Annotated in this window: 25 protein-coding genes; 7 read left to right on the top strand and 18 right to left on the bottom strand. The window is 72.5% G+C overall.

The genetic code is table 11. The features are described from left to right. Positions 1–114: 114 nt before the first annotated feature. From mutM to recG, 8 genes are all read right to left on the bottom strand, one after another. Positions 115–972: a bifunctional DNA-formamidopyrimidine glycosylase/DNA-(apurinic or apyrimidinic site) lyase gene (gene mutM, locus ABZ478_RS36755; RefSeq protein WP_358936833.1), complete on the bottom strand. Its 858-nt coding sequence runs from the start codon at positions 970–972 to the stop codon at positions 115–117. An 83-nt stretch (positions 973–1,055) separates the two neighbouring features. Continuing rightward, the gene (gene rnc, locus ABZ478_RS36750) at positions 1,056–1,835 is read right to left on the bottom strand and encodes a ribonuclease III (protein WP_358936835.1); all 780 of its coding nucleotides are present in this window, start codon (positions 1,833–1,835) and stop codon (positions 1,056–1,058) included. Positions 1,836–1,855: 20 nt separating this feature from the next. After that, positions 1,856–2,029, bottom strand: coding sequence for a 50S ribosomal protein L32 (rpmF, locus tag ABZ478_RS36745; protein WP_003951102.1), 174 nt, complete (start codon positions 2,027–2,029; stop codon positions 1,856–1,858). A 2-nt stretch (positions 2,030–2,031) separates the two neighbouring features. After that, positions 2,032–2,676 (bottom strand): YceD family protein, encoded by a 645-nt coding sequence (locus ABZ478_RS36740; protein ID WP_359556724.1) that lies wholly within the window; start codon positions 2,674–2,676, stop codon positions 2,032–2,034. Positions 2,677–2,821: 145 nt separating this feature from the next. After that, the gene (locus ABZ478_RS36735) at positions 2,822–3,958 is read right to left on the bottom strand and encodes a cell division initiation protein (RefSeq protein ID WP_359556722.1); all 1,137 of its coding nucleotides are present in this window, start codon (positions 3,956–3,958) and stop codon (positions 2,822–2,824) included. A gap of 57 nt (positions 3,959–4,015) precedes the next feature. After that, positions 4,016–4,495 carry a pantetheine-phosphate adenylyltransferase gene (coaD, locus tag ABZ478_RS36730; protein ID WP_358936898.1) on the bottom strand — a complete coding sequence of 160 codons (480 nt, stop codon included), beginning with the start codon at positions 4,493–4,495 and terminating at the stop codon, positions 4,016–4,018. A gap of 26 nt (positions 4,496–4,521) precedes the next feature. Continuing rightward, positions 4,522–5,109, bottom strand: a complete 588-nt coding sequence (gene rsmD / locus ABZ478_RS36725) for a 16S rRNA (guanine(966)-N(2))-methyltransferase RsmD (RefSeq protein WP_358936841.1) — start codon at positions 5,107–5,109, stop codon at positions 4,522–4,524. Positions 5,110–5,219: 110 nt separating this feature from the next. Next, positions 5,220–7,436 carry an ATP-dependent DNA helicase RecG gene (gene recG, locus ABZ478_RS36720; protein ID WP_359556720.1) on the bottom strand — a complete coding sequence of 739 codons (2,217 nt, stop codon included), beginning with the start codon at positions 7,434–7,436 and terminating at the stop codon, positions 5,220–5,222. Between the two features lie 202 nt (positions 7,437–7,638). Here recG and ABZ478_RS36715 point away from each other — a divergent pair, with 202 nt between their 5' ends. Beyond that, complete coding sequence (locus tag ABZ478_RS36715; RefSeq protein WP_359556718.1) at positions 7,639–9,465, top strand: HSP90 family protein; 1,827 nt, start codon at positions 7,639–7,641, stop codon at positions 9,463–9,465. Beyond that, complete coding sequence (locus ABZ478_RS36710) at positions 9,465–12,431, top strand: tetratricopeptide repeat protein (RefSeq protein ID WP_359556716.1); 2,967 nt, start codon at positions 9,465–9,467, stop codon at positions 12,429–12,431. The genes ABZ478_RS36715 and ABZ478_RS36710 overlap by 1 nt, the downstream gene beginning before the upstream one ends. Before the next feature lie 23 nt (positions 12,432–12,454). On the opposite strand, the gene ABZ478_RS36705 is transcribed toward ABZ478_RS36710, so the two are convergent. Beyond that, positions 12,455–14,155, bottom strand: a complete 1,701-nt coding sequence (locus ABZ478_RS36705; protein WP_359556713.1) for a DAK2 domain-containing protein — start codon at positions 14,153–14,155, stop codon at positions 12,455–12,457. 259 nt (positions 14,156–14,414) lie between these two features. On the opposite strand from ABZ478_RS36705, the gene rpmB reads away from it, so the two are divergent. Next, the gene (gene rpmB, locus ABZ478_RS36700) at positions 14,415–14,600 is read left to right on the top strand and encodes a 50S ribosomal protein L28 (protein WP_003993230.1); all 186 of its coding nucleotides are present in this window, start codon (positions 14,415–14,417) and stop codon (positions 14,598–14,600) included. A 145-nt stretch (positions 14,601–14,745) separates the two neighbouring features. Here the strand turns inward: rpmB and thiD are convergent, their stop codons facing one another. Together thiD and ABZ478_RS36690 are read right to left on the bottom strand one after the other, a co-directional pair. Beyond that, entirely contained in the window at positions 14,746–15,537 is a 792-nt protein-coding gene (gene thiD, locus ABZ478_RS36695; RefSeq protein WP_359556712.1) for a bifunctional hydroxymethylpyrimidine kinase/phosphomethylpyrimidine kinase, read from the bottom strand. Next, complete coding sequence (locus ABZ478_RS36690; protein WP_199212156.1) at positions 15,534–16,499, bottom strand: thiamine-phosphate kinase; 966 nt, start codon at positions 16,497–16,499, stop codon at positions 15,534–15,536. Before ABZ478_RS36690 ends, thiD begins: the two co-directional genes overlap by 4 nt. 205 nt (positions 16,500–16,704) lie before the next feature. Here ABZ478_RS36690 and ABZ478_RS36685 point away from each other — a divergent pair, with 205 nt between their 5' ends. Further along, positions 16,705–16,938, top strand: a complete 234-nt coding sequence (locus ABZ478_RS36685) for an Lrp/AsnC ligand binding domain-containing protein (protein WP_143635949.1) — start codon at positions 16,705–16,707, stop codon at positions 16,936–16,938. A gap of 20 nt (positions 16,939–16,958) precedes the next feature. Next, entirely contained in the window at positions 16,959–17,477 is a 519-nt protein-coding gene (locus ABZ478_RS36680; protein ID WP_359556710.1) for a DUF3515 domain-containing protein, read from the top strand. 10 nt (positions 17,478–17,487) lie between these two features. On the opposite strand, the gene ABZ478_RS36675 is transcribed toward ABZ478_RS36680, so the two are convergent. The 3 genes from ABZ478_RS36675 to ABZ478_RS36665 form a co-directional block, all read right to left on the bottom strand. After that, entirely contained in the window at positions 17,488–18,645 is a 1,158-nt protein-coding gene (locus ABZ478_RS36675; RefSeq protein WP_359556708.1) for a D-alanine--D-alanine ligase family protein, read from the bottom strand. 135 nt (positions 18,646–18,780) lie between these two features. Then, positions 18,781–19,791 carry an NAD(P)H-dependent glycerol-3-phosphate dehydrogenase gene (locus tag ABZ478_RS36670; protein ID WP_359556706.1) on the bottom strand — a complete coding sequence of 337 codons (1,011 nt, stop codon included), beginning with the start codon at positions 19,789–19,791 and terminating at the stop codon, positions 18,781–18,783. Further along, complete coding sequence (locus tag ABZ478_RS36665; RefSeq protein WP_359556704.1) at positions 19,788–20,630, bottom strand: lysophospholipid acyltransferase family protein; 843 nt, start codon at positions 20,628–20,630, stop codon at positions 19,788–19,790. The genes ABZ478_RS36670 and ABZ478_RS36665 overlap by 4 nt, the downstream gene beginning before the upstream one ends. Before the next feature lie 218 nt (positions 20,631–20,848). On the opposite strand from ABZ478_RS36665, the gene cofC reads away from it, so the two are divergent. Then, complete coding sequence (gene cofC, locus ABZ478_RS36660; RefSeq protein WP_359556701.1) at positions 20,849–21,487, top strand: 2-phospho-L-lactate guanylyltransferase; 639 nt, start codon at positions 20,849–20,851, stop codon at positions 21,485–21,487. Positions 21,488–21,596: 109 nt separating this feature from the next. Beyond that, positions 21,597–21,800 carry a hypothetical protein gene (locus ABZ478_RS36655; RefSeq protein WP_359556699.1) on the top strand — a complete coding sequence of 68 codons (204 nt, stop codon included), beginning with the start codon at positions 21,597–21,599 and terminating at the stop codon, positions 21,798–21,800. Between the two features lie 93 nt (positions 21,801–21,893). Here ABZ478_RS36655 and ABZ478_RS36650 read toward each other — a convergent pair whose 3' ends face one another. From ABZ478_RS36650 to leuC, 4 genes are all read right to left on the bottom strand, one after another. Continuing rightward, positions 21,894–22,544 (bottom strand): HU family DNA-binding protein, encoded by a 651-nt coding sequence (locus tag ABZ478_RS36650; protein ID WP_358936868.1) that lies wholly within the window; start codon positions 22,542–22,544, stop codon positions 21,894–21,896. Positions 22,545–22,680: 136 nt separating this feature from the next. Next, the gene (locus ABZ478_RS36645; RefSeq protein ID WP_359556696.1) at positions 22,681–22,911 is read right to left on the bottom strand and encodes a hypothetical protein; all 231 of its coding nucleotides are present in this window, start codon (positions 22,909–22,911) and stop codon (positions 22,681–22,683) included. Positions 22,912–23,175: 264 nt separating this feature from the next. After that, complete coding sequence (gene leuD, locus ABZ478_RS36640; RefSeq protein ID WP_359556694.1) at positions 23,176–23,769, bottom strand: 3-isopropylmalate dehydratase small subunit; 594 nt, start codon at positions 23,767–23,769, stop codon at positions 23,176–23,178. A 2-nt stretch (positions 23,770–23,771) separates the two neighbouring features. Then, the gene (leuC, locus tag ABZ478_RS36635; RefSeq protein ID WP_359556691.1) at positions 23,772–25,199 is read right to left on the bottom strand and encodes a 3-isopropylmalate dehydratase large subunit; all 1,428 of its coding nucleotides are present in this window, start codon (positions 25,197–25,199) and stop codon (positions 23,772–23,774) included. Positions 25,200–25,315 lie beyond the last annotated feature (116 nt).

The raw sequence follows: 25,315 nt of genomic DNA, 5'->3' as shown, positions 1-25,315 counted from the left end.
AGCCCACCACGGCCAGACACCCCGACGGTCCGGCTGGTCGGGCCCACCAGAGCCACCTCGACCAGCCGGAAAACGACCTAAATCACCGGTATTGGTCCTAGACCGTGCCGTCGGCTACTGGCCGCGCGGAGCCCGCTGGCACTTCGGGCAGAAGTAGCTGGAGCGGTTCATCCACGGGCGGCGCCGCATGGGCGTGCCGCACCGCTTGCAGGGCAGGCCCTCCCGGCCGTACGCGTCCAGGGACCGGTCGAAGTAGCCCGACTCGCCGTTGACGTTGACGTACAGGCTGTCGAAGCTGGTGCCGCCGACGGCGAGGGCCGCGTTCATCACGTCCCGGACGTGGCCGAGGAGTTCGGCGGTGCGCGGCCGGGTGAGGCCGGCCGTGGGCCGTTCGTAGTGGAGGCGGGAGCGCCACAGGGCCTCGTCCGCGTAGATGTTGCCGACCCCGCTGATCAGCGACTGGTCCAGCAGGGCCCGTTTGATGGTGGTGCGTTTGCGGCGCAGGGCCAGGTGGAAGGCCTCGTCGTCGAACAGCGGGTCGAGGGGGTCGCGGGCGATGTGCGCGATGACGTCGGGCAGCCCGTCCGGTGTGTTGTCGTGCAGCGAGAGTCCGCCGAAGGTCCGCTGGTCGACGAAGCGCAGCTCGGTGCCGAGGGAGTCGGCGAACCGGACCCGGACGCGCAGGTGCTTCTCGTCCGCCGTCTCGTGCGGCTGCACCAGGAGCTGGCCGCTCATCCCGAGGTGGGCGAGGACGGACTGGTTCGTCTCCTCCAGCGGCAGCCACAGGTACTTGCCGCGCCGGCTGGGCGTACCGATGTGGTGCCCCTTGAGCCGGTGCGCGAAGTCGTCGGCGCCCGCGACGTGCCGGCGCACGGCACGCGCGTGCAGTACCTCGACCTCGGCGACCGTGCGGTGGGCGACCCACCGCTCCAGGCCGCGCCGGACGACCTCGACCTCGGGCAACTCGGGCATCGTGACCCCCGTACGAACCGTGGGATGAAGGCGAGCGCCCGCCCCGGCGTGAACGGCGGGGCGGGCGCTCGGTGTTGCTCTCGTCAGGCGGGCGCGGACGACGTGTCGTCGTCCTGGACGGCCTCCTTGGCCGCCTTGGCGCGCTCGTCCGCGGCGGCCCGGATGGCCCGCCATGCGGACTCGGCGGCCTGCTGCTCCGCCTCCTTCTTGCTGCGGCCGGTGCCGGTGCCGTACGAGACGCCTCCGACGCGGGCGGCAGCAGTGAAGGTCTTCTCGTGATCCGGGCCGGTCTCCGTGACCAGGTACTCGGGGACACCGAGCCCTTCGGTCGCGGTCAGCTCCTGGAGACTGGTCTTCCAGTCCAGGCCGGCACCGAGATTCGAGGACTTCTCGATCAGCGGGTCGAACAGGCGGTGCACCAGTTCGGAGGCCGCGTCGAGGCCCTGGTCGAGATAGACCGCGCCGATCACCGCTTCAAGGGTGTCGGCGAGGATGGATGCCTTGTCCCGGCCGCCCGTGCCCTCTTCACCCCGGCCGAGCCGGATGAAGGAGCCCAGGTCGAGACCGCGGCCCACCTCCGCAAGCGCACGTGAGTTGACCACCGCGGCCCGCAGCTTGGCCAGTTGGCCTTCAGGCAGGTCGGGGTGGGTGCGGTACAGCGTGTCCGTGACGACGAGACCGAGTACGGAGTCCCCGAGGAACTCCAGCCGCTCGTTCGTCGGCAGACCGCCGTTCTCGTACGCGTAGGAACGGTGGGTCAGCGCTCGCACCAGAAGGGCGGACTCGAGCTGGTAGCCGAGCCGCCCTTCCAGAAGCGTGTGGGACGAGGCCTGGTTTTCCGCCGCCTTCTTGGGACTGGACACAGTGCCTCTCACCAGCCCGCTCAGACTTCGAGGACCTGGCGCTTGTTGTAGGTGCCGCAAGACGGGCACGCGATGTGCTGCTGCTTGGGCTCGTGGCAGCGCTCGCACGCAACCAGGGTGGGGACCGCAGCCTTCCACTGCGACCGGCGGTGGCGCGTGTTGCTGCGCGACATCTTCCGCTTCGGAACAGCCACGGCTACTTCTCCTGCTTCTCGTCGACGCCCGCTTCGGCGCCGCTCATCTCGTCCTTCTCGCCGTCCTGCATGGTGCCGGCGAGTCCCTGCAATGCCGCCCAACGAATGTCGACGGCGTCGTGGTGGTGGTCCGGGTCGTCCGCGAGCCGCGCTCCACACTCGGAGCACAGGCCCGGGCAGTCGTCCTGGCACACCGGCTGCATCGGCAGTGCGAGCACCACCGCATCGCGCAGCAGAGGTTCGAGGTCGAAGAGTCCGTCCTCGAGGTGGAACCTGTCCTCGTCGTCCTCGGCGTCGTCGCCCGGTTCCGCGATCACACGGCCCCGGTCGTCGGCGTCAGGGTACGAGAACAGCTCCTGGAAGTCCGCTTCGAGCTCCAGCCCGACCGGCTCCAGACACCTTACGCACTCCCCCTCGGCCTGTGCACGGGCGGTGCCTGTGACGAGCACCCCTTCCATGACCGACTCGAGCCGGAGTTCGAGCTCCACCGGGGCGCCTTCCGGCACTCCGATGACTCCCTGCAGACCGAGGTCCCTGGGGGCGTCGATCGTGCGGGTCAGGCGCTGCAGCGCGCCAGGACGCCGACCCAGCTCGTGCGTATCGAACACGAGGGGGTTTCGGTGGTCCAGCCGTGCGTTGGGTGCCATTCCTGCTTTCGATCTTCGAACTCGGAGGGCCGCCGCCCGTCGGTGTTCCGGGCAGCGGTGATCGCGGACGTACACGCGACCGAAGAGCCAGGATACTGGACCTTTCGCTCAAGGCCCAATCCGGTGGTGACTCCGGGGGCACCGGCTACAGGCCGCGCCCCTGTTCGTACGCCCGCAGCTGCTCCGCGCTGATCATGCCGGTGTCGAAGAGGCTGGTCTCGTCGAGGGCGTAGCCCTGCTGGTCCTGCGCCTGCTGGGGCTGGTGCGACTGGTGGACCTGCTGGGACTGCTGCGGGTCGTAGGCGGCCTGCTGCGGGTCGTACGCGGCCTGCTGCGGGTCGTACGCGGCCTGCTGCGGGTCGTAGGCGCCCTGATAGGCGTAGGAGTCGGCCTGCTGGTAGCCGTACTGGTCCTGCTGCGCGTAGTCGGGCTGCTGCGGGAAGCCCCCGTAGGGGTCGGGCTGCTGCTGGTAGCCGTAGGCCGGCTGCGGCTCGTACGACGGCTGCGGCGGCTGGACGGGCCGCGACGGCTGCTGGGCCGGTGCGGGGCGCTCGGCCGGGGTGTCGGCGAGGGCCGCGAGGTCGGCGAGGTAGTCGGCGTCGCTGGAGTGCTGGAAGGTCGTGGTGTCGTCGGCGAGGGCGCCGAGGTCGTCCGTGGCGATCCGGCCGTGCAGCTTCTGCCGGCCGCGGCCCACGGCCTCCAGGGTCTTGGCGAGGACCGCCTCGAAGGCACCGAGCTTGACGTCGACGTAGGCGTCGGCGTTGTGGCGCAGGGTCTCGGGGTCCTGGCTGCGCTCGGGCGCGTCCTCGTCCTCGTAGCCGTTCTCGTCCAGGCCGGGGCCGGTGCCGAGCAGCTTCTCGCGGCCGCGGCCGACCGAGCCGAGCGTCTTGGTGAGGACGACCTCGAAGTTGGCGAGCTTGGAGTCGACGTAGTCGTCGGCCTCGGCGCGGATCTCCTCGGCCTCGGCGCGGGCCTCGGTGAGGATCCGGTCGGCCTCGGCCTGGGAGCGGCGGGCGATCTCGGTGTCGGAGATCAGCGAGCCGCGCTCGGCGTGGGCGTTCTCGATGATCCGCCCGGCCTCGACGCGGGCCTGCTCGACCATCTGCTCACGGTCGCCGATCAGCTCCTGGGCCTGCGCGAGCGAGCCGGGCAGCGCCTGGCGCACCTCGTCGAGGAGCGCGAGCAGCTCGGCGCGGTTGACCACGCACGAGGCAGACATCGGCATGGACCGGGCGCCGGTGACCGCGGCGACGATCTCGTCGAGCTTCTTCTGGACGTCCACCTGTGCTCGCCACTCTCTACAGCTGTGTTGGAGACGGACGGGACGACTGTAGTCCCATCAGCCCTGACGCAGACGCCCGTTCAGGGCCTCGAGAACCGCGGCCGGCACCAGGTGGGAGACGTCGCCGCCCCAGGCCGCGACCTCCTTGACCAGCGAGGAGGAGAGGAAGCTGTAAGTGGGGTTGGTGGGCACGAACAGTGTTTCGACGCCGGTGAGGCCGTTGTTCATCTGGGCCATCTGCAGCTCGTAGTCGAAGTCGCTGACCGCGCGCAGGCCCTTGACGATGGCGGGGATGTCGCGCTGCTTGCAGAAGTCGACGAGGAGGCCGTGGAAGGCCTCGACCCGGACGTTGCCGTACTCGGCGGTGACCTCGCGGATCAGCTCGATCCGCTCCTCGATCTCGAAGAGGCCCTTCTTGGACTGATTGATCATCACCGCCACGTAGACCTCGTCGTACAGACGCGAGGCGCGGGCAATGATGTCGAGGTGTCCGTTGGTGATCGGGTCGAACGACCCGGGACAGACGGCGCGGCGCACTGGTGATCCCTCGCTCTCCGGTCCGGTCATCGTGCGTCTTCGCACGTAGAGGCGGCGCGACCGTACCAAAACGTTCCCTCGCCGTAGCGACGGGACCGGATCGCCTCGAAGCCGTCCGGCCAGTGGAACGGGCCGCCTCTGGTGCTGCGCTCCACGGTGACGAGGGCTTCTTCGGCGAGCCAGCCCTCCGAGCGGAGTGTGATCAGAATCTCCCGGAGATCGTCGTCCGTGACGGCGTACGGGGGATCCAGGAAGGCCAGCTCGTAAGGGGCGGCGGGGGGCGCCGTTCTGATCACTTGTTCCGCTTTGCCCGCTCTCACCTCGGCGCCGGGCAGGCCCAGGTTCCGCACGTTGTCCCGGACGGTCCTCGCCGCGCGGGCGTCCGCCTCGACCAGGAGGGTGTGGCCGGCGCCCCGGGAGAGGGCCTCCAGGCCCACGGCACCGGATCCGGCGTAGAGGTCGAGGACCCGCTCACCGTCCAGGGGGCCGCCGAGCAGGGACTGCCAGGTGGAGAAGAGACCCTCGCGGGCGCGGTCGGACGTGGGGCGGGTTCCGGTGCCGGGCGGTACTGACAGGCGCCGTCCGCCGGCCCGGCCGGCGATCACGCGGGTCATGTGGGGTCCTTCTCCGTGGGCGGGTGTACGCCTCATTGTGGCCGGTCGCGCCCGCGCGGTGGTAGCCGCCTACGGGGTACGGCCCCCCGTGTCCCTCCGGGCGGTCCCCGTCAGCCCTTCTCCAGGTACTGCTCCCGCTCCTCGTCCAGCAGGGCGTCCAGGGCGGTCCGCAGGCCCGGAAGGCTCTCCAGCTCGGGGTCGGCCGCCACCACCGCCGCGGCCTCCTGTCTGGCCTCGGCGATGAGTTCCTCGTCCTCGATGACCGCGAGGACGCGCAGGCTGGTACGGGCACCGGACTGGGCCTGGCCGAGGACGTCGCCCTCGCGGCGCTGCTCCAGGTCGATGCGGGAGAGCTCGAAGCCGTCGAGGGTGGAGGCGACGGCGTCCAGGCGCTGGCGGGCGGCGCCGGCCTCGGGCATCTCGCTGACCAGGAGGCAGAGACCGGGGGCCGAGCCGCGGCCCACCCGGCCGCGGAGCTGGTGGAGCTGGGAGACGCCGAAGCGGTCCGCGTCCATGATCACCATGGCGGTGGCGTTGGGCACGTTGACGCCGACCTCGATGACCGTGGTGGCGACCAGGACGTCCGCCTCGCCGGCCGCGAAGCGGCGCATGACGGCGTCCTTGTCGTCCGGGTGCATGCGGCCGTGCAGGACCTCGACCCGAAGGCCCTGGAGCGGGCCGCGGGCGAGCTGGTCGGCCACCTCGAGCACCGCGAGCGGCGGGCGTTTCTCGGCCTCGTCCTCGGCGGACTTCTTCGCACCCTTCCCACCGGCGTCCTCCTCGTCGCCGATCCGCGGGCAGACCACGTAGGCCTGGTGGCCGTTCTCCACCTCCTCGCGGACCCGCTCCCAGGCGCGGGCGAGGAAGTGCGGCTTGTCGGCGGCGGGGACGACATGGCTGGCGATCGGCGAGCGGCCGGCCGGGAGCTGGTCGAGGACGGAGGTCTCCAGGTCGCCGAAGACGGTCATGGCGACCGTGCGCGGGATGGGGGTGGCCGTCATGACCAGCAGGTGCGGGGGCTGCTTGCCCTTGCCGCGCAGGGCGTCGCGCTGCTCGACGCCGAAGCGGTGCTGTTCGTCCACGACCACCAGGCCGAGGTCGTGGAACTGGACCTTCTCCTCGATCAGGGCGTGGGTGCCGATGACCAGGCCGGCCTCGCCGGTGACCAGGTCGAGCAGGGCCTGGCGGCGGGCGGCCGCGCCCATCGAGCCGGTGAGCAGCACCACCTTGGTGGCGTGCTCGGCGCCGCCCAGCATGCCCCCCTCGGCCAGCTCGCCCATCATCTCGGTGACCGAGCGGTGGTGCTGCTGGGCGAGGACCTCGGTGGGCGCGAGCATCGCGGCCTGGCCGCCCGCGTCGACCACGGCGAGCATGGCGCGCAGTGCGACGAGGGTCTTGCCGGAGCCGACCTCGCCCTGGAGGAGGCGGTGCATCGGGTGCTCGGTGGCGAGGTCGTGGAAGATCTCCTCGGAGACCTTCCGCTGGCCCTCGGTGAGGGTGAAGGGCAGCCGGTCGTCGAAGGCCGTCAGGAGACCGTCCGGCTTCGGCCGGCGGGCCACCGCGGGGAGCTGGGCGTCGGCGTGGCGGCGGCGGGCGAGGGCGACCTGGAGGACGAAGGCCTCGTCCCACTTCAGCCGGGCCCGGGCGTCGGCGATGTCGGCCTGGGTGTGCGGGCGGTGGATCTTGAGCAGGGCCTCGGGGAGGGTGACCAGGCCGCGGCCCTCCTGGAGGGAGGGCGGCAGGGGGTCGACGGCTTCCTGGGCGCTGGGCAGCACCGTCTGGACCGCCTTGCCGATCTTCCAGGACTCCAGTTTGGCGGTGGCCGGATAGAGCGGGATCAGGGCGCCGGCCCAGGTCTCGGCGCTCTCCTCGCTGTCGCCGCGCAGCAGTTCGTAGGCCGGATGGGCGAGCTGGAGGCGGCGGTTGAAGACGGAGACCTTGCCGGCGAACATCGCGCGCGTGCCCGGCAGCAGCTCCTTGTGGGGCTTGTGCACGCCGTTGCCGAAGAAGACCAGCTGGAGCCTGCCACTGCCGTCGGTGATCGTGACCTCGAGGCGCTGCCCCTTGCCGCGCGGGGCCCGGGACGAGGCGAAGGTGTGCAAGCGGGCGTCGGCGACCTGGGCGACCACCGTGACGTGCTCGTCCATCGGCAGCTCGGCGAGCGGGGTGAGCCGGCCGCGCTCCTCGTATCTGCGCGGGTAGTGGTGCAGGAGGTCGCCGACCGAGTGCAGGCCGAGGTGCTCGGCCATCACCTTCGCGGTGGCGGGGCCGAGCACTGACTTCAGTGACTGCTTGAGGGGTTCTTCCAGTGCGGGCACGAGATCCATTGCACACCACCGCACCGACAAAGCCGTAGCGGCCGCCCGGCGGCTTCGGGTCCGCGAGCCGTACCGGTTCGGGAAACCGCTGGTCAGGTGGGCCGTTCCGGCTCTAGGATGGCGCGCTCCGGCCATCCCCCGCGGTCACCGCCCCATCCGGGACCGCCCGACCCCGCGCCGAACGCACGCTCCCCCCGCCGGCGCTGCGACGATGGACTCCCAGACCTCACAGCCATCCCAGGCACCCCAGTCACCCCACACGTTCCAGGTCGACCTGCGCGGTCTGGTGGACCTGCTCTCCCATCACCTCTACTCCAGTCCCAGGGTCTATCTGCGCGAGCTGCTGCAGAACGCGGTGGACGCCATCACGGCCCGGCGGGCCGAGGATCCCGGCGCCCCGGCGCGGGTGCGGCTGCACGCGGCGGACGGGACGCTGCGGGTGGAGGACACCGGCGTCGGGCTCACCGAGTCGGACGTGCACAGCCTGCTGGCGACCATCGGCCGCAGCTCCAAGCGCGCGGACGGCGTGCAGGAGGCCCGGTCCGGCTTCCTCGGGCAGTTCGGCATCGGTCTGCTGGCCTGTTTCGTGGTCGCCGAGCGGATCCGCGTGGTCAGCCGCAGCGCCCGTACCCCCGGGGCCCCGCCGGTGGAGTGGACGGCCCGCGACGACGGCTCGTACAGCGTGCGCACGCTGCCGGACGCGGAGCGGCCCGAGCCGGGCACCACCGTGCACCTGGTGGCCCGGGCCGGAGCGGCGCAGTGGCTGGCGCCCGAGCGGGTCCGCGCCCTGGCCCGGGACTTCGGCTCGCTGCTGCCGTACGACGTCCGGGTGGACGAGGAGGCGGTCACCGACCTGCCGGCGCCCTGGGACCGCCCGTACCCCTCTCCGGCCGCCCGGCGGGTGGCGCTCGCCCGGCACTGCCACGAGCTGTTCGGGTTCACGCCCCTGGACTCGATCGGCCTGGACGTACCGGTCGCCGGGATCCGCGGGGTGGCGTACGTGCTGCCGTCGGCGGTCAGCCCGGCGCAGCGGGCCACGCACCGGGTGCACCTGAAGGGCATGCTGCTCACCGAGCGGGCCGAACAGCTCCTGCCTGACTGGGCGTTCTTCGTGCGCTGCGTGCTGGACACCGACAGCCTGCGGCCCACGGCCTCGCGCGAGGCGCTGTACGAGGACGAGACGCTGGCGGCCGTACGGGAGGCCCTGGGCGAGCGGATCAGGTCCTGGCTGACCGGGCTGGCGGCCGGTGACCCGGAGCGGCTGGCGGCGTTCCTCGCCGTGCACCACCTGGGCGTGAAGTCCCTGGCCCGGCACGACGGCGAGATGCTGCGCACGATGCTGCCGTGGCTGCCGTTCGAGACCACCGACGGTCAGCTCTCCCTGGAGGAGTTCGCGCAGCGGCACCCGGTGGTGCACTTCACGCGCACGGTCGAGGAGTACCGGCAGGTCGCGCCGATCGCCTCCGCGCAGGGCGTCGGGGTGGTCAACGGCGGTTACACGTACGACAGCGAGCTGGTGGAGGCGCTGCCCTCGGTACGGCCGGGCACGGTGGTCGCCGAGCTGGACGCGGACACGGTGACCGCGCACCTGGACGCGCTCGATCCGGCGGAGGAACTGGCGCTGTCCGGATTCCTGGCGGCCGCGCGGGCGAAGCTCGACCCGCTGGGCTGCGATGTCGTGCTGCGCGCGTTCCACCCGCTGTCGGTGCCCGCGCTGCACCTGGACGACCGGGCCGCCCGGCACGAACAGGCCAGGGCCGAGGCCGAGGAGCGGGCCGACGACCTGTGGGCGGGCATCCTGGGCTCGCTGCGCGGCAGCGCACCGCGCGCGCGGCTGGTGCTCAACCACCTCAACCCGCTGATCCGGCGGATCGCCTCGGTCCGGGACCCGGAGCTGATCGGCACCGCCACCGAGTCGCTGTACGGGCAGGCGCTGCTGATGGCGCAGCGCCCGCTCAGGCCGGCGGACTCGGCGCTGCTCAACCGGGCGTTCATCGGTCTGCTGGAGTGGGCCACACACGGGGAGAACGGTCACTGATGGGCGAGATCACGGACTTCGACGCGCTGCGCCGGGCGATGGCGGAGAACTCGGAGCGGCCGGAGGGGCCCGCCCGCAACGCGCGCGCGGAGCAGCTGCTCGCCGAGGCCGAGCGGCTGAACGTCCCGCTCGCCGTGATCGAGGCGCTCGGGCACCAGCTGAAGGTCTACAACTACAGCTCCGAGAAGGACAAGATGTTCGTCCCGTTCGCGCGGCTGCTGCGCCTGTGGGACGAACGGCCCGAGGACTTCGACGAGTACGAGACGCACTCCCTGCACTGGGTCTTCAAGTGGATGTCGGCGGGCATGCTGGACCAGCCGCACGTCCCGCTGGCGTCGGTCGAGAAGTGGCTCGGCGAGATGGAGCACCGCTACCGGCTCGCCGGGCACTCCGAACGGGCCGTGCGCGCCGCCGAGTTCAGCGTGGCCGTGCACATCGGTGACCTCGGCCGGGCCGGACGGGCGTACGCCGCCTGGCTGGCCGCGGACCGGGACCGGATGGCCGACTGCCACGCCTGCGAGCTGCACGGTCAGGGCACCTGGCAGGTCGAGTGCGGGGAGGACGCGGAGGCGCTGCGGCTGTGGCGGCCGGTGCTGGAGGGCGAGTACAGCTGCGCCCACGAGCCGCACACCGTGCTGGCCTCGTCGCTGGCGCCGCTGCTGCGTCTCGGCCGGACGGACGAGGCGCGCGCCCACCATCTGCGCGGCTTCCGCCTGGTGCGTCCCATGGAGAGCATGCGCGGCGCCTACGCCGATCATGTGGAGTTCTGCGCGCTGACCGGCAACGAGGCGCGCGGTCTGGAGCTGCTGGCGGAGCGGCCGGCCTATTTCACGGACACCGGGCATCCGCGCAGCCGGCTGGAGTTCCTGGCCGTGGTGGCCCTGCTGATGGACCGGCTGACCGTTCTCGGCCTGGGCGGGCAGCGGGTGCCGGGGCCGGCCGGGCGGGCCTGGACCGCTGGGGAACTGGCGGCCCACGCGCGCGCGGAGGCGCTGGAGCTGGCGGCGCGGTTCGACGCGCGCAACGGCACGTCGTACGTCGGTGACCGCGTCCGCGCGCGGATGGCCCAGGAGCCGCTGGTGGAGCGGCTGCCGCTGGGTGTGCGCGCGGTGCGCTCCCACCCGGCGCCGGTGGTCGCACCGCCCGCGCCCGAGGCGGCCGCGGCTTCCGGCGAGGCCGGCCTGGCCGATCTGCTGGCCGAGGCGCGCCGGCTGTCGGACACGCTGCGGCCGCACGCGCTGGAGGCGTGGGCGGCGGTCGCGCGGGCCGCCGAGGGGGCCGAGCTGGAGCCGCGCGACCGGGCGGAGATCGCCGACCACCAGGCGATGGAACGCGGCCCCGAGGGCGCCCCCTTGTTCGAGCGGGCCGCCGCCCTGTACGCGGAGGCGGGCGACCCCGGCGAGGCGCTGGCGGCACGCGCGCGGGGCGCGTATGCGCGGGCGTCGGCGGACGAGGCGGGCGAGGCGGACGCCGCGGTGACGGAGGTCGCCGCGCTCCGCGACGAGGTGCTCGCGCTGTACGCCGCGGAGGGCACCGGCGTACGGCAGACGGCGGCGGTGCTGATGAGCCGGGCGCGGATCCTCGTGCGGCGGCTGCACGAGTACGGCGGGGACAACGACGGCGGCGTGGGCGGCGACCCGGCGGAGGCGCTCGCGGAGGCCGGACGTGCCGTGCGGGAGGTGCCGGCGCTCGTCGGGGGACGCGCGGAGGGAGACGTACGGCTGGCCGCCCGGGCCGCCGAGGCGCGCGGGATGCTCGCCGGTCTCGCCGCGCTCGCCGGGGACGCGGAGCAGGCCGCCGAGGGTCACCGGCTGGCCGCCGCCGAGTACGTGGCGGCCGGTCTGCCCTGGTTCGCGGTGGAGCACGAGGTCGAGGCGGCCGGGCTGGCCCACGGGCTCGGTGACCCGGCCGGGACCGAGCGGGCGCTGCGGTCGGCGCTGGAGCACGGCGGCCCGTACGTGGAGCCCGCCGGGCGGGCCCAGCTGCATCTCCAGCTCGCCGAGGTGATCGGCGGCCGGGGCGGGGCCGGGGAGGCCGCGGAGCACGCGCTGGAGGCCGCGCACTGGGCCGACGAGGCGGGCGAGAGCCGCACGCTGGGCGCGTGGGCACGGCACCAGCTCGGCGGATTCCTGCTGCGCGAGGGCCGGTGCGCGGAGGCCGCCGAAGTGCTGGAGTCGGCGCTGCCCGACCTGACCGCCGAGACGCACGGCGAAGGGGCCGTCGTACAGGCGCAGTGGTGGCTCGGGGACTGCCTGAGCGAGCTGGGGGAACACCGGGGGGCGGCGGAACGGCGGCTGCGGGCCGCCGAGATCGCCCGGCACTGGCCCGAGCAGCAGGACCACGCCACGCTCGCCCATCTCGCCGCGGAGTCGCTGGGCGACGCGGGGCTGCTCGAGGACGCGGACCGTGCCTACACGCGCGCGGGCGAGCTGTGGCGCGGGCTCGGCAACCCGTACTTCCTGGTGCGCTCGCTGCGTGCCCGTGCCTGGCTGGCGTTGCGCGGCGAAGGAGCGGCGGACGGGGCACGGGAACTGATGGAGGAGGCGGTGCGCGAGTGCGAGCAGGCCCTGGCGGCGGCGGAGCCGGCGGTCCGGGACCGCCTCACGGCGGAACTGGCGAACACGCACCGTCAGTTCGGTGATCTGCTGGCCCGGTCGGCCGGAGGCACCGAGGACGGGGACGGGAATGGGGACGGGGACACCGCGGAGGCCTTCGAGGCGGCGCTGGCCCGGATGGACCGCGCGGCCGAGCTGTTCGGCACGCTCGGCGCGGAGGGGCTGCACGGCCGCACCGGCGCCGAACTCGCCGCCGGCCGGCTGGAGGCCGGCCTCGGCCGCCCGGCCCGGGCGGCGGCACGCGCGCGCGGTGTCCTCGCGGCCTGCGCGGACCCTGGCATCCCGGACGAGACGGCCCGCTCCCGCCGCGCCGAGGCCGAGGAACTGCTCGGCGCCCTGCCGGACCACTGAGCGGGCACCTCACGGCACCGGGGTCACTCCACGCCGATGAGCAGAGGGGATCCCTGGCGGCCGCCTCGGTAGACCAGCGTGTCCACCGCCAGGTAGGACTCGCGGACGTGGGTCTCCAGGTGGGTGGCGACGGACTCGGGGGCCTCGTCCCCGACGACGAGGGTGACCAGTTCGCCGCCCGCCCGGAGCATGCGGTCCAGGAGGGTCTCGGCGGTGGCGATGAGGTCCGGCCCGATCACCGCCACATCGCCGTCGATCAGGCCCAGCACGTCCCCGGCCTGGCAGATGCCGGCCGACGTCCAGGACTGGCGTTCGGCGACGAGGACCTCGGCGTACCGGGTGGCGCCCGCCGCCGAGGTCATCTGGACGACGTCCTCGTCGAACCGGCGCCCGGGCTCGTGCACGGCGAGCGCGGCGATGCCCTGGACCGCCGAGCGGGTCGGGATCAGGGCGACCCGGATGCCCTCCGTGCGGGCCTGCTCGGCGGCCGCGGCGGCGGTGTGGCGCAGCTCGGCGTCGTTGGGCAGCAGCACCACCTCGCGCGCGTGTGCACGCCGTACGGCCTGCACCAGCTCACCGCTGGCGGGCGGCTCCCCGGGGCGGGCGAGCACGGTGGTCGCGCCGGCCTCGGTGTACAGCCCGGCCAGACCCTCGCCGGGCACGACGGCGACGACCGCCCGCTGGGCGCGCTCGCGCGGCGGCCGCTCGCCGCCGGTGTGCACGTCGCCGGCCCCGAAGTGGGTGATCCGGATCCGGTACGGCCGGCCCGCCTCGACGCCCGCTTCCACGGCGGCCCCCGCGTCGTCGACGTGCACGTGCACGTTCCACAGTCCGTCGCCGCCGACCACGACGAGGGAGTCCCCGAGGGCGTCGAGCCGCGCGCGCAGCCGGGCCACGGCCTCGTCGCCGGCCTCCAGGAGGTAGATCACCTCGTAGGCGGGGCCGTCGGCGTCGGTGCCGTCGGCGCAGGTCTCGGTGTCGGAGACGGCCGCGACGCGCGCGTGCGCCTCGGCGACGGCGGCCGCGGTCTCGCGGACGGTCTCCCGCGCCCTGGGGATCTCGTTGACGGTCTCTCCCGTGCACGCCTCGACCAGGGCGCCGAGCACCGTGACCAGTCCCCGGCCGCCCGCGTCGACCACTCCGGCCCGGCGCAGCACGGCGAGCCGGGCCGGGGTTTCCGCGAGTGCCAGGCCGGCGCCCTCGTAGGCGGCCCGGGCGACCGCCCCGCAGTCGCCCTCCACTCCTTCGGCGGCGGCCGCGGCCGCCGCGGCGACCGTGAGCACCGTGCCCTCCACGGGGTGGGCCACGGCCCGGCGGGCGGAGTCGGCGGCGTTCCGCAGGGCCAGGCGCAGTCCGGCGGCGTCGCAGTGGGACGCCTCCCCCGCCTCGCCCCCGGCGAGCACCTGGGCCATGCCCCGCAGAAGCTGGGCGAGGATCGTGCCGGAGTTGCCCCGGGCCCCGATGAGCGCTCCGTGGGCCATCGCGCGCGCGGCGTCCGCGAGGGAGGGCTCCTCGGCCCCGGTCCCGTACCCGTCGAACACGGCCTCGAGGGCGGTGGCGGCCGACTCCACGGTCAGGTACAGATTGGTCCCGGTGTCCCCGTCGGCCACGGGATAGACGTTGATCGCGTCGATCTCCTCGCGCGCCCGCCCGAGCGCGCGCAGCGCCAGACCGCACCAGGTGCGCACCGCGAGAGCATCCAGTGTCTGCGGCACCTGCGCCACCTGCGCCTCCCTGAGCTGCTTGGACGTGGACGCAGCGTAGACCCCGGAGCGGTGGCCTCCGGAAGAGGGCCGGGAGCGGGCCCCTGAGCTGCCATGGTAGTTTCGCGGTACGGACGCAGTCGTTGTATGCTGCTCCGGTTGCCCGATCCTGATCGGGCCATTCCCCCTGGCAACGCCACTCAAGGTCTCGGATCCTAGGATCTCGATCCCGGCATGCCGGGATCAACCGTAAGTGCATCTGAAGTCTTTGGAGTGACCCGTGGCTGCCAACTGCGACGTCTGCGGCAAGGGGCCGGGCTTCGGCAACAACATCTCGCACTCGCACCGCCGTACGTCCCGCCGCTGGAACCCGAACATCCAGCGTGTGCGTACCGTGGTCGGCGGGACGCCGAAGCGCGTGAACGCCTGCACCTCGTGCATCAAGGCCGGCAAGGTCTCGCGCTGACGCATAGCTGAGCGCGCGGCCACCGTCCGGTCCGCCGCACTGAGCCGGTCCACCTCCGGGTGGGCCGGCTCTTTGCCGTGCCCGGGAACATGCCCGTAGGCGCGGGAGGGTCTCCCGTACGGGATCATCTCCCGTAGCGGCAAGATCACTTCGGTGACCGGAACCGCCACCCGTGGTCCACCGGTCCGATGCCCGCGCCCAGCGGGAACCCGGCGGCGATCGCCCCGGTCACGTACTCCTTGGCCCGGGTCACCGCCTCCGGCACGGCCAGGCCCTTCGCCAGCCCCGACGCGACGGCCGAGGCGAGCGTGCAGCCGGTGCCGTGGGTGTGCCGGTTGTCGTGGCGCGGGGCCCGCAGCCAGTGCTCCCGCGAGCCGTCCGTGAGCAGGTCCACGGCGTCGCCGGACAGATGCCCGCCCTTGATCAGCACCCATCGCGGGCCGTACTCCAGCACGGCCGCCGCGGCCCGCCGCAGATCGCCCTCGGAGTCGACCCGCACCCCCGTGAGTTGGGTCACCTCGTCGAGGTTGGGCGTGGCCACGGTCGCCACCGGCAGCAGCCTGCCCCGGACCGAGTCCAGGGCGGAGGCGGCGAGCAGCGGATCGCCGTGCTTGGAGACGCCCACCGGGTCCACCACGGCCGGCACGCCGGTGCCGGAGATCAACTCGGCGACCGCCTCGACCAGTTCGGCCGAGGCGAGCATCCCGGTCTTCACGGCCTGCACGCCGATGTCGTCGACCACACTGCGGTACTGGGCCCGTACGGCCTCCACCGGCAGCTCCCAGGCGCCCTGCACGCCCAGCGAGTTCTGCGCGGTCACCGCCGTGATCACGCTCATCCCGTGCACGCCGAGCGCCAGCATCGTCTTCAGGTCGGCCTGCACGCCCGCGCCGCCGCCCGAATCGGACCCGGCGACCGTGAGCACCCGGGGGATCACGACTCGATGTCCCCGAAGTGGTCCCAGCCGCCCTTGCTGGTCCACGGGGCCCCGTCGACGGTCACCTGGGGCAGCGCCGAGGGGTTGAGGACCTCGCCGATCACCTTCCAGCGGGCCGGGAGCTTGGCGTCCGGCGGGAACGTGGCCACGATCGCGTGGTCCTCTCCCCCGGTCAGCACCCACTGGAGCGGGTCGACGCCGACGGCCTGCCCGATGTCGTTCATCTGGGTCGGGATGTCGATCGCGCCGGACCGGATGTCGATGCGCACCTTGCTGGCCTCGGCGATGTGGCCGAGGTCGGCGATCAGACCGTCGCTGACGTCGCACATCGCGGTGGCGCCGAGCGCGGCGGCGGCCGGGCCCGCGTGGTACGGCGGCTCGGGTCGCCGGTGGGCCTCCACGAAGGCGCGCGGCGAGCGGAAGCCGCGGGAGAGCACCGCGTAGCCGGCCGCGGACCAGCCCAGCCAGCCCGTGACGGCCACGAGGTCACCGGGCTGGGCGCCGGCGCGGGTCACCGGCTCCTGGTTGCGCAGATCGCCGAGTGCGGTGATCGACACCATGATGGTGTCCCCGCGCACGACGTCCCCGCCCACAACGGCGGCACCCGCGACCTGGCACTCGTCGCGCAGTCCGTCCATCAGCTCGGTCGGCCAGGTGACCGGGAGTTCGGCCGGGACGACCAGGCCGAGCAGCAGCGCGGTGGGTACGGCGCCCATCGCGGCGATGTCCGCCAGGTTCTGCGCCGCGGCCTTGCGCCCGACGTCGTACGCCGTGGACCAGTCGCGGCGGAAGTGCCGTCCCTCCAGCAGGATGTCGGTGCTCGCCACCACCCTGCGGTCGGGCGCGGCGACCACCGCGGCGTCGTCACCGGGGCCGACCCGGACCACCGGGGTCGTGGTGAGACGGGAGGTCAGCTCCCGGATGAGCCCGAACTCACCCAACTCACCCACTGTGCCCTTCATTGCCTCAAGCCCCTTCTGTGCCTGTGCGTGCCCGGTCGCGCGTCATCAGTCTCCCCGATACCGTCGAGATGACCGTCAACTTCTGTCGTGCCTGCACCCCTGGCGCGCAAGCCCGGCCCCCGCGGGTCTCCCCGCGGGGAGCGGCGACGCGATACCGTGGCGTTCCTTTTCCCCACATGATCCTCGTGGCCGCCCTGGAGGTTCCGTGGTACAGGCGTACATCCTGATCCAGACGGAGGTCGGCAAGGCGTCGACCGTCGCCGAGACGATCGGCAAGATCCCTGGAGTGATCCAGGCCGAGGACGTGACGGGACCTTATGACGTCATCGTGCGCGCCCAGTCCGACACCGTCGACGAACTCGGTCGCATGGTGGTCGCGAAGGTCCAGCAAGTGGACGGCATCACCCGCACCCTGACCTGCCCGGTCGTCCATCTGTAGCCCCCGTCTACGCTTGGCCGGTGAACTTCTTCCGTCCCCGGCCGTTCGGCCTGCTCGCGCCCGCGCTGCTGATCGCGGTCGCGGGCTGCTCCACAGCAGACGACAGCGCCACGGTCGCGGTTCCCACCCCCGACGCGAAGACGGCGAAGGTCTGCCGGGACCTGCGCCGGGCACTGCCCGGGAAGCTGGACGGACGGAGCCGTCACGACCCCGAGCCCCGGTCCGCCTACACGGCGGGCTGGGGAAGCCCGGCGATCATACTGCGCTGCGGTGTCGTACGGCCGCCGAAGATGGTCGACCCCGAGGTCGCCCAGGGCGGCGACCCGGACGCCGTCGCGGGCGGGGTGAACGGCGTCGACTGGCTGATGGAGAAGAGCGGCGACGGCACCTGGCGGTTCACCACGGCGAACCGCGTGGCCTATGCGCAGGTGAGCCTGCCCGCGGGGATGTCGGCGCAGGACGAGGGCGCCTCGGTGCTCACGGAACTGGCCGGCGCCGTGAAGAAGGCGATCCCCAAGGGGATCGCCTCCATGCGGTGAGCGCGCGGGGTCAGCGCAGTCCGGTCGGGCGGCGCAGGGCCGCCTGCACCAGCCGGTCCACCAGCTCCGGGTAGCTGATCCCGGTGGCCTGCCACATCTTCGGGTACATCGAGATCGGCGTGAAGCCGGGCATGGTGTTGATCTCGTTGATCACGAACTCGCCGTCCTCGTCGAGGAAGAAGTCGGCGCGGACCAGGCCCTCGCAGGAGGCCGCCTCGAACGCCTCGACCGCGAGCCGCCGCACCTCGGCGGTCTCCTCGTCGGTGAGCGGGGCCGGGACGATGCCGGGCGTGGAGTCGATGTACTTGGCCTCGAAGTCGTAGTACGCGTGCGCGTCCGGCGGCGGGATCTCGGCCGGCACGGAGGCGCGCGGACCGTCCTCGAACTCCAGGACGCCGCACTCGATCTCGCGGCCGCGGACGGCGGCCTCGATCAGGATCTTCGGGTCGTGCGACTGGGCCTCGGCGATCGCCTCGTCCAGGCCGGAGAGGTCGTCGACCTTGGTGATGCCGATGGAGGAGCCCGCGCGCGCGGGCTTCACGAACAGCGGCCAGCCGTGCTCGCCGGCGAAGTCGACGATCCGCTTGCGGACCGCGGACTCGTTCCGCTCCCACTCGCGGGGGCGGATCACCAGGTACGGGCCGACCTTGAGCCCGAAGGAGGTGAACACCCGCTTCATGTACTCCTTGTCCTGGCCGACGGCCGAGGCGAGCACGCCCGAACCCACGTACGGCACTCCGGACAGCTCCAGGAGGCCCTGGAGGGTGCCGTCCTCGCCGTACGGGCCGTGCAGCACCGGGAAGACCACGTCGACCTCGCCGAGGGCCTTGGGCACCGAGCCGGGCTCGCTGTAGACGACCTCGCGGTTCGCGGGGTCGACGGGGAGCACCACGCCGCCCTCGTGCGACTCGGCCAGCTCCGCCACGCTCGGGGTGCGGCGGTCGGTGATGGCCATCCGGTCCGGCTCGTCGGCCGTCAGCGCCCAACGCCCGTCCGCGGTGATGCCGATCGGCAGGACGTCGTACTTCGTCCGGTCGATGGCCTTGAGGACGGCGCCCGCGGTGACCACGGAGATCCCGTGCTCGGAGCTGCGCCCGCCGAACACGACGGCCACGCGCGGCTTGCGGGACGGCTGGTCAGGGCTCTGGGGGAGGTTCTCGGTGCTCATATCGGGTTGAGAGTACCCGTTGGTATCCCCCGAGTCAGCGGCCGCTCCGGCGCGGTCGCTCAGCGTCGCACGGACGGTCGCTCAGCGTCGCGCCGGCGGTGGGCCGGCACCGCCCGGCGCCGCGTGGGGCGGGGTTCAGCGCCGCTCGGGCTTGGCGCTGCGCGACATCAGTTCCTTGACGGCGACGACCGGCGGCTTGCCCTCGTGCACGATGTCCACGACCGTCTCGGTGATGGGCATCTCGACACCGTGCCGGCGGGCCAGATCCGCCACCGACTCGCAGGACTTGACGCCCTCGGCGGTCTGCTTGGTGACCGTGATGGTCTGCTCGAGGGTCATGCCCTTGCCGAGGTTGGTGCCGAAGGTGTGGTTGCGGGACAGCGGCGACGAGCAGGTGGCCACCAGGTCGCCGAGGCCCGCGAGCCCGGAGAACGTCAGCGGGTCCGCGCCGAGCGCCATGCCGAGCCGGGTGGTCTCGGCGAGGCCGCGGGTGATGAGCGAGCCCTTCGCGTTGTCGCCGAGGCCCATGCCGTCGGCGATGCCGACGGCGAGGCCGATCACGTTCTTGACCGCGCCGCCGAGTTCGCAGCCGATCACGTCGGTGTTGGTGTACGGCCGGAAGTAGGGCGTGTGGCAGGCCGCCTGGAGCCGCCGGGCGACGGCCTCGTCGGTGCAGGCCACGACGGCCGCGGCGGGCATGCGGGCGGCGATCTCGCGGGCCAGGTTGGGTCCGGTGACGACGGCGATGCGGTCGGCGCCGACCTTGGCGACGTCGTCGATCACCTCGCTCATCCGCATGGTGGAGCCCAGCTCGACGCCCTTCATCAGGGAGACGAGCACGGTGCCCGGCGCGAGCAGCGGGGTCCACTCGGCGAGGTTGGCGCGCAGCGTCTGGGAGGGGACGGCGAGGACGGTGAAGTCCGCGTCGCGCAGCGCCTCGGCGGCGTCGGCGGTGGCCCCGAGGTTGCGCGGGAGTTCGACGCCGGGCAGGTAGTCGGGGTTGGTGCGGGTGGAGTTGACCGCCTCGGCCAGCTCCGGACGACGGGCCCACAGGGTCACCTCGCAGCCCGCGTCGGCGAGAACCATGCCGAAGGCGGTGCCCCACGAGCCGGTGCCCATGACGGCTGCGCGCACGGTCTTGCTCACTTGCCGCTCTCCTCCTCGGTACCGGTCCGCGAGACTTCCCGGGCGGCCTCGGCGGCCTGCGGGCCGCCGGCGGCCGTGTCGGCGCCTGCGCCCGCTCGCGCGGCCTGCGAGGCGGTCCTGCGGCGCTGCTCGATCCGCTCGCGGCGCGGGTCGTAGGGGGTGTCGGGCGCCTTCTCGCCGCGGATCTCCTCGAGCTGGCGGGTGACGGCCGCCATGATGACCTCGGTGGCCTCCCGCAGCACGTCGGCGGTCATCTCCTTGTCGTAGAAACGGGAGAGGTCGACGGGCGGCCCGGCCAGGACCTGGTGCGTCTTGCGCGGCAGGAGATGGGGCTTCTTGGCGTAGGGCGGCAGCAGTTCGTTGCAGCCCCACTGGGCGACCGGGATCACCGGGCACTTGGTCTGCAGGGCCACGCGGGCGGCGCCGGTCTTGGCGGTCATGGGCCAGCCGTCGGGGTCGCGGGTGAGGGTGCCCTCGGGGTAGAAGGCGACGCACTCGCCGCGCTCCACTGCGTCGATCGCGGCCCGGAAAGCGCTGAGCGCGTCCGTGCTCTCGCGGTAGACGGGGATCTGCCCGGTGCCGCGCATGGCGGCGCCGACGAATCCCTTCTTGAAAAGGCCGCTCTTCGCCAGGAATCGCGGAACCCGTCCGGTGTTGTACTGATAGTGCGCGTACGCGAAGGGGTCCACATGTGAATTGTGGTTCACCGCGGTGATAAATCCGCCCTCGGCCGGAATGTGCTCCATTCCGCGCCAGTCCCGCTTGATCAGGACCACCAGTGGCGGTTTGCAGAGGACCGCGGCGAAGCGGTACCAGAACCCGATTTGGCGGCGGGGCACGCGGACACCTTCCTCTAGGCCTCTAAGGGCTGTCACCTCGGCACCTCGGCCGGGGGGCCGCACAAGTGTCGCCCCAGGCCGCCGGTCTGTCGAGAACACCGTACGCCCGCCCGTCCCCGGCCACCGCCCTGCCGGGAGCGTCGCGTCCTCACCGATACCCCACCCGGCCGGACGCGGCCGGGTGACAATGAGCGCGACAAGAGAGGGACGGTACGCCGGTGCAGTGGACGTTGGTCATCCCCCTGAAGCCTCTGGCGCGGGCCAAGAGCAGGCTCTCGGACACCGCCGCGGACGGGGTGCGCCCCGGGCTGGCGTTGGCGTTCGCGCAGGACACGGTGGCCGCGGCGCTGGCCTGCACGGCGGTCGCGGATGTGGTGGTCGTCACGGACGACGCGCTGGCCGGCCGGACCTTGGAGGCGCTGGGCGCCCGGATCGTCCCGGACGCTCCGGGCAGCGGGCTGAACGCCGCGCTCGGGCACGGGGCGGCCGTCGTACGGGAATCGCGCCCGGCCGCCGCGGTCGCGGCGCTGAACGCGGATCTCCCGGCGCTGCGCCCAATGGAATTGTCCCGGGTGCTGAATGCCGCGGCCGAATATCCGCGTGCCTTTCTCGCGGACGCCGCCGCGGTGGGCACGACTCTGCTGAGCGCGGCCCCGGGGCGGCCGTTGCGGCCGGCATTCGGCCTCGATTCCCGGGCCCGGCACCGGGCGTCGGGAGCAGCGGAACTCGGGCTCGCGGACGTGAATTCGGTACGGCAGGACGTGGACACCGGTGAGGATCTGCGGGCGGCGCTGGCGCTGGGGGTCGGGCCGTACACCGCCGCGGTGTCCGCGGGGTTGCTGATTCCGGGGTCGTGACGAACGCCCCGAAGGGCCGCGGGGAACCGCGCGATCAGCCACCACGGGCCGGCGTCCGGCGGCGTACCGCGCCCGTCTGCGGGGGGCCGCAGGCACTACGCTGGCCGTCATGCACGCCACCGCATACACGTACGACCCCGGCACCCGCAGCGGGCAGGTGCTGCTCGACGACGGGACCCCGCTGCCCTTCGACACGGCGGCGTTCGACGCGGGCGGGCTGCGGTTGCTGCGGCCCGGGCAGCGGGTGCGGATCGAGACGGAGCGCGAGGGCGCGGCCGTACGGATCACCCTGGTGACCCTGCAGACGTTCTAGGGGTGTTGATCAAGGCCGCACACACGCCGCGGGCCGGACTCCCGAGGGGAGTCCGGCCCGGCGCGTGAGTGCCCGTGAGTGCCCCTGGTGATCTCAGGAGGCCTTGCGGGCGGTGGCCTTCTTGGCGGTGGTCTTGCGGGCCGTCGACTTCTTGGCCGGGGCCTTCTTGGCGGTGACCTTCTTGGCCGGGGCCTTCTTGGCCGTCGCCTTCTTCGCGGTGGTCTTCTTCGCCGCGGCGGTCTTGGCGGTCGCCGTGGTCTTCTTGGCGGTGGTCTTCTTCGCCGTGGCCTTCTTCGCGGCGGCGGTGGTCTTCTTCGCCGGTGCCGCCTTCTTGGCGGTGGTCTTCTTCGCCGCGGCCGCCTTGGTCGTCTTCTTCGCGGCGGCCTTCTTGACCGTGGCGGAAGCGCCGCCGGTCAGGCTGCCCTTGGGCGCCTTCTTCACCGAGACCTCGCCGCCCCGCGGAAGCTTCTTCGAGCCGCTCACCAGGTCCTTGAAGCCCTGGCCCGCGCGGAAGCGCGGCACGGAGGTCTTCTTGACGCGAACCCGCTCGCCCGTCTGGGGGTTACGGGCGTAGCGAGCGGGACGGTCCACCTTCTCGAAGGACCCGAAGCCGGTGACCGAGACCCGCTCGCCCGCGACGACCGAGCGGACGATGGCGTCCAGGACATGATCGACAGCCTCGGCGGCCTGCTGGCGGCCGCCCATCTTGTCGGCAATCGCTTCTACGAGCTGCGCCTTGTTCACGTCTTCCCCTTCGGAGACATCGCCAGAACGAAAGTGTTCAAGCTTTTTCGCACGTTAGGCAGATATATACCGCAAATCAAACACGAAACGGGCTTATCACCCTTGTGCCGCAGCGAAATCGGCTGTCCCGGACCGCTCAGTCGTCCTCTTCGGGGATCCGTCCCACGTCGAGGTCCGCGTTGAACCGCTCCAGTCGCCTTGCCGCAGCGGCGAGATCGTGCTTGGCCGCGGCCGTAATGACCAGCAGCTTCCGGGTCAGCGCCATCCGTACGCCCTCCGGGACTTGCAGTGCGCGCACCCTTGAGTGCGCTTCCTTGAGTTGGTCCGCGACCGCCGTATAGAGCTGGAGTTGGCCGTCGTGTTCCATGCACAGATTGTGCCATCTGGGGCGAGTTGTCGCCTGCGCAGGGTGCAACTACCGCGCCGGACAGTCCTGTCGGCGCTCGCGCGGACCTTGGCCCAGTGGAGCGCCTACCCGGCCAACCACCCCTCTAACGTGGGAAGTTGTGCGCTTCGGTGGGACGGCGCGGGGCCGTTCGGGGGCAGACATGGCTGTACCCCCAATCGTGGCGATCGGGGGTACAGCCGGTGTGTTGAGGTGGCCGAAAGTCGACCTGCCGGGGTCGCCGGGTCAGACCTGGAGCGTGCGCGGCTTGTGGGCGGGCCGCTTGCCCTCGTAGTCGGCGATGTCGGTCTCGTTCCGCAGAGTGATGGAGATGTCGTCCAGCCCGTTCAGCAGCCGCCAGCGGGAGTTCTCGTCCAGCTCGAAGGAGGCGGTGACGCCCTCGGCGCGCACCTCACGGGTCTGCAGGTCCACGGTGATCTCGGTCTGCGGGTCCGCCTCGGTCAGCTTCCACAGCGCGTCCACGACCTCCTGGTCGAGCACCACCGTGAGCAGGCCGTTCTTCAGCGAGTTGCCCCGGAAGATGTCCGCGAAGCGGGAGGAGATCACGGTCTTGAAGCCGTAGTTCTGCAGCGCCCAGACGGCGTGCTCCCGGGAGGAGCCGGTGCCGAAGTCGGGACCGGCGACCAGGACGGTCGCGCCCTGCCGCTCGGGACGGTTGAGCACGAACTCCGGATCCTTGCGCCAGGCCTCGAACAGCCCGTCCTCGAAGCCGTCCCGGGTCACCTTCTTGAGCCAGTGGGCGGGGATGATCTGGTCGGTGTCGACGTTGCTGCGGCGCAGCGGGACGGCCCGGCCGGTGTGGGTGGTGAAGGCTTCCATGGTTATCGGACTCCAGCGGGCGTGCGGTCGTCGGTCAGGTCGGCGGGCGAGGCCAGGTGGCCGAGGACCGCGGTGGCCGCCGCGACCTGCGGCGACACCAGGTGGGTACGGCCGCCCTTGCCCTGCCGGCCCTCGAAGTTGCGGTTGGAGGTGGACGCGGAACGCTCGCCCGGGGCCAGCTGGTCGGGGTTCATGCCGAGGCACATCGAGCAGCCCGCGTGCCGCCACTCGGCGCCGGCCTCCTTGAAGACCACGTCCAGACCCTCGGAGACGGCCTGCAGACCGACCCGGACGGAGCCCGGGACGACCAGCATCCGTACGCCGTCGGCGACTTTGCGACCGCGCAGCAGATCGGCGGCGGCGCGCAGATCCTCGATACGGCCGTTGGTGCAGGAGCCTACGAAGACGGTGTCCACGCCGATGGAGCGCAGCGGCTGGCCGGCCGCCAACCCCATGTACTCCAGGGCCTTTTCGGCGGCGAGGCGCTCCGAAGCGTCTTCGTACGAAGCCGGATCGGGGACGGCTGCCGAAAGCGGGGCGCCCTGGCCGGGGTTGGTACCCCAGGTGACGAACGGCGACAGCTCGTCCGCGGCGATGACGACCTCGGCGTCGAAGACCGCGTCCTCGTCGGTGCGCAGGGTCTTCCAGTACTCGACCGCGGCGTCCCAGTCGGCGCCCTCGGGGGCGTGCGGGCGGCCCTTGAGGTACTCGAAGGTGGTCTCGTCCGGGGCGATCATGCCGGCGCGGGCACCGGCCTCGATCGACATGTTGCAGATGGTCATCCGGGCTTCCATCGAGAGCTTCTCGATGGCGGAGCCGCGGTACTCCAGGACGTAGCCCTGGCCGCCGCCGGTGCCGATCCTCGCGATGATCGCCAGGATCAGGTCCTTGGCGGTGACGCCGTCGGGCAGCTCGCCGTCGACGGTGATGGCCATGGTCTTCGGCCGGGCCATCGGCAGCGTCTGGGTGGCCAGCACGTGCTCCACCTGGGAGGTGCCGATGCCGAACGCCAGCGCGCCGAAGGCGCCGTGCGTCGAGGTGTGGGAGTCGCCGCAGACCACGGTGGTGCCGGGCTGCGTCAGGCCCAGCTGGGGGCCGACGACGTGCACGACGCCCTGCTCGACGTCGCCCAGCGGGTGCAGGCGCACCCCGAACTCGGCGCAGTTCTTGCGCAGCGTCTCCAGCTGGGCCCGGGAGACCGGGTCGGCGATGGGCTTGTCGATGTCGAGGGTCGGGGTGTTGTGGTCCTCGGTCGCGATGGTGAGGTCGAGACGGCGCACCTGGCGACCGCCCTTGCGCAGCCCGTCGAAGGCCTGCGGGCTGGTCACCTCGTGCAGGAGGTGCAGATCGATGTAGAGGAGGTCGGGCTCGCCCTCGGCGCGCCGGACGACGTGGTCGTCCCAGACCTTCTCCGCGAGTGTCCTACCCATCGCTTTCCCTCCGGCCGGCGAGCGTCCACCGGCCCAACTCGAGATCTTGGGGAGACGGCGCCCGCGCCCCGGTGTTCTCGGACGTCCGCCGCCGGGCCCTGTGGTGCGCGGGCCGC

Origin of the sequence: Streptomyces sp. NPDC005706 (assembly GCF_040631045.1) — a bacterium.
Lineage (GTDB): Bacteria > Actinomycetota > Actinomycetes > Streptomycetales > Streptomycetaceae > Streptomyces.
The sequence above is the reverse complement of the archived record's forward strand: the minus strand, read 5'-3'. Positions and strand labels throughout refer to the sequence as shown.

Coding starts and splice junctions, on each gene's coding strand:
- ABZ478_RS36675 (WP_359556708.1), bottom strand. CDS start 18,645: ATGAGCACCGAGAACCTCCCCCAGAGCCCTGACCAGCCGTCCCGCAAG.
- recG (WP_359556720.1), bottom strand. CDS start 7,436: ATGGATCTCGTGCCCGCACTGGAAGAACCCCTCAAGCAGTCACTGAAG.
- ABZ478_RS36740 (WP_359556724.1), bottom strand. CDS start 2,676: ATGGCACCCAACGCACGGCTGGACCACCGAAACCCCCTCGTGTTCGAT.
- rsmD (WP_358936841.1), bottom strand. CDS start 5,109: ATGACCCGCGTGATCGCCGGCCGGGCCGGCGGACGGCGCCTGTCAGTA.
- ABZ478_RS36655 (WP_359556699.1), top strand. CDS start 21,597: ATGCACGCCACCGCATACACGTACGACCCCGGCACCCGCAGCGGGCAG.
- ABZ478_RS36645 (WP_359556696.1), bottom strand. CDS start 22,911: ATGGAACACGACGGCCAACTCCAGCTCTATACGGCGGTCGCGGACCAA.
- leuC (WP_359556691.1), bottom strand. CDS start 25,199: ATGGGTAGGACACTCGCGGAGAAGGTCTGGGACGACCACGTCGTCCGG.
- mutM (WP_358936833.1), bottom strand. CDS start 972: ATGCCCGAGTTGCCCGAGGTCGAGGTCGTCCGGCGCGGCCTGGAGCGG.
- ABZ478_RS36715 (WP_359556718.1), top strand. CDS start 7,639: ATGGACTCCCAGACCTCACAGCCATCCCAGGCACCCCAGTCACCCCAC.
- leuD (WP_359556694.1), bottom strand. CDS start 23,769: ATGGAAGCCTTCACCACCCACACCGGCCGGGCCGTCCCGCTGCGCCGC.
- ABZ478_RS36690 (WP_199212156.1), bottom strand. CDS start 16,499: ATGAAGGGCACAGTGGGTGAGTTGGGTGAGTTCGGGCTCATCCGGGAG.
- ABZ478_RS36710 (WP_359556716.1), top strand. CDS start 9,465: ATGGGCGAGATCACGGACTTCGACGCGCTGCGCCGGGCGATGGCGGAG.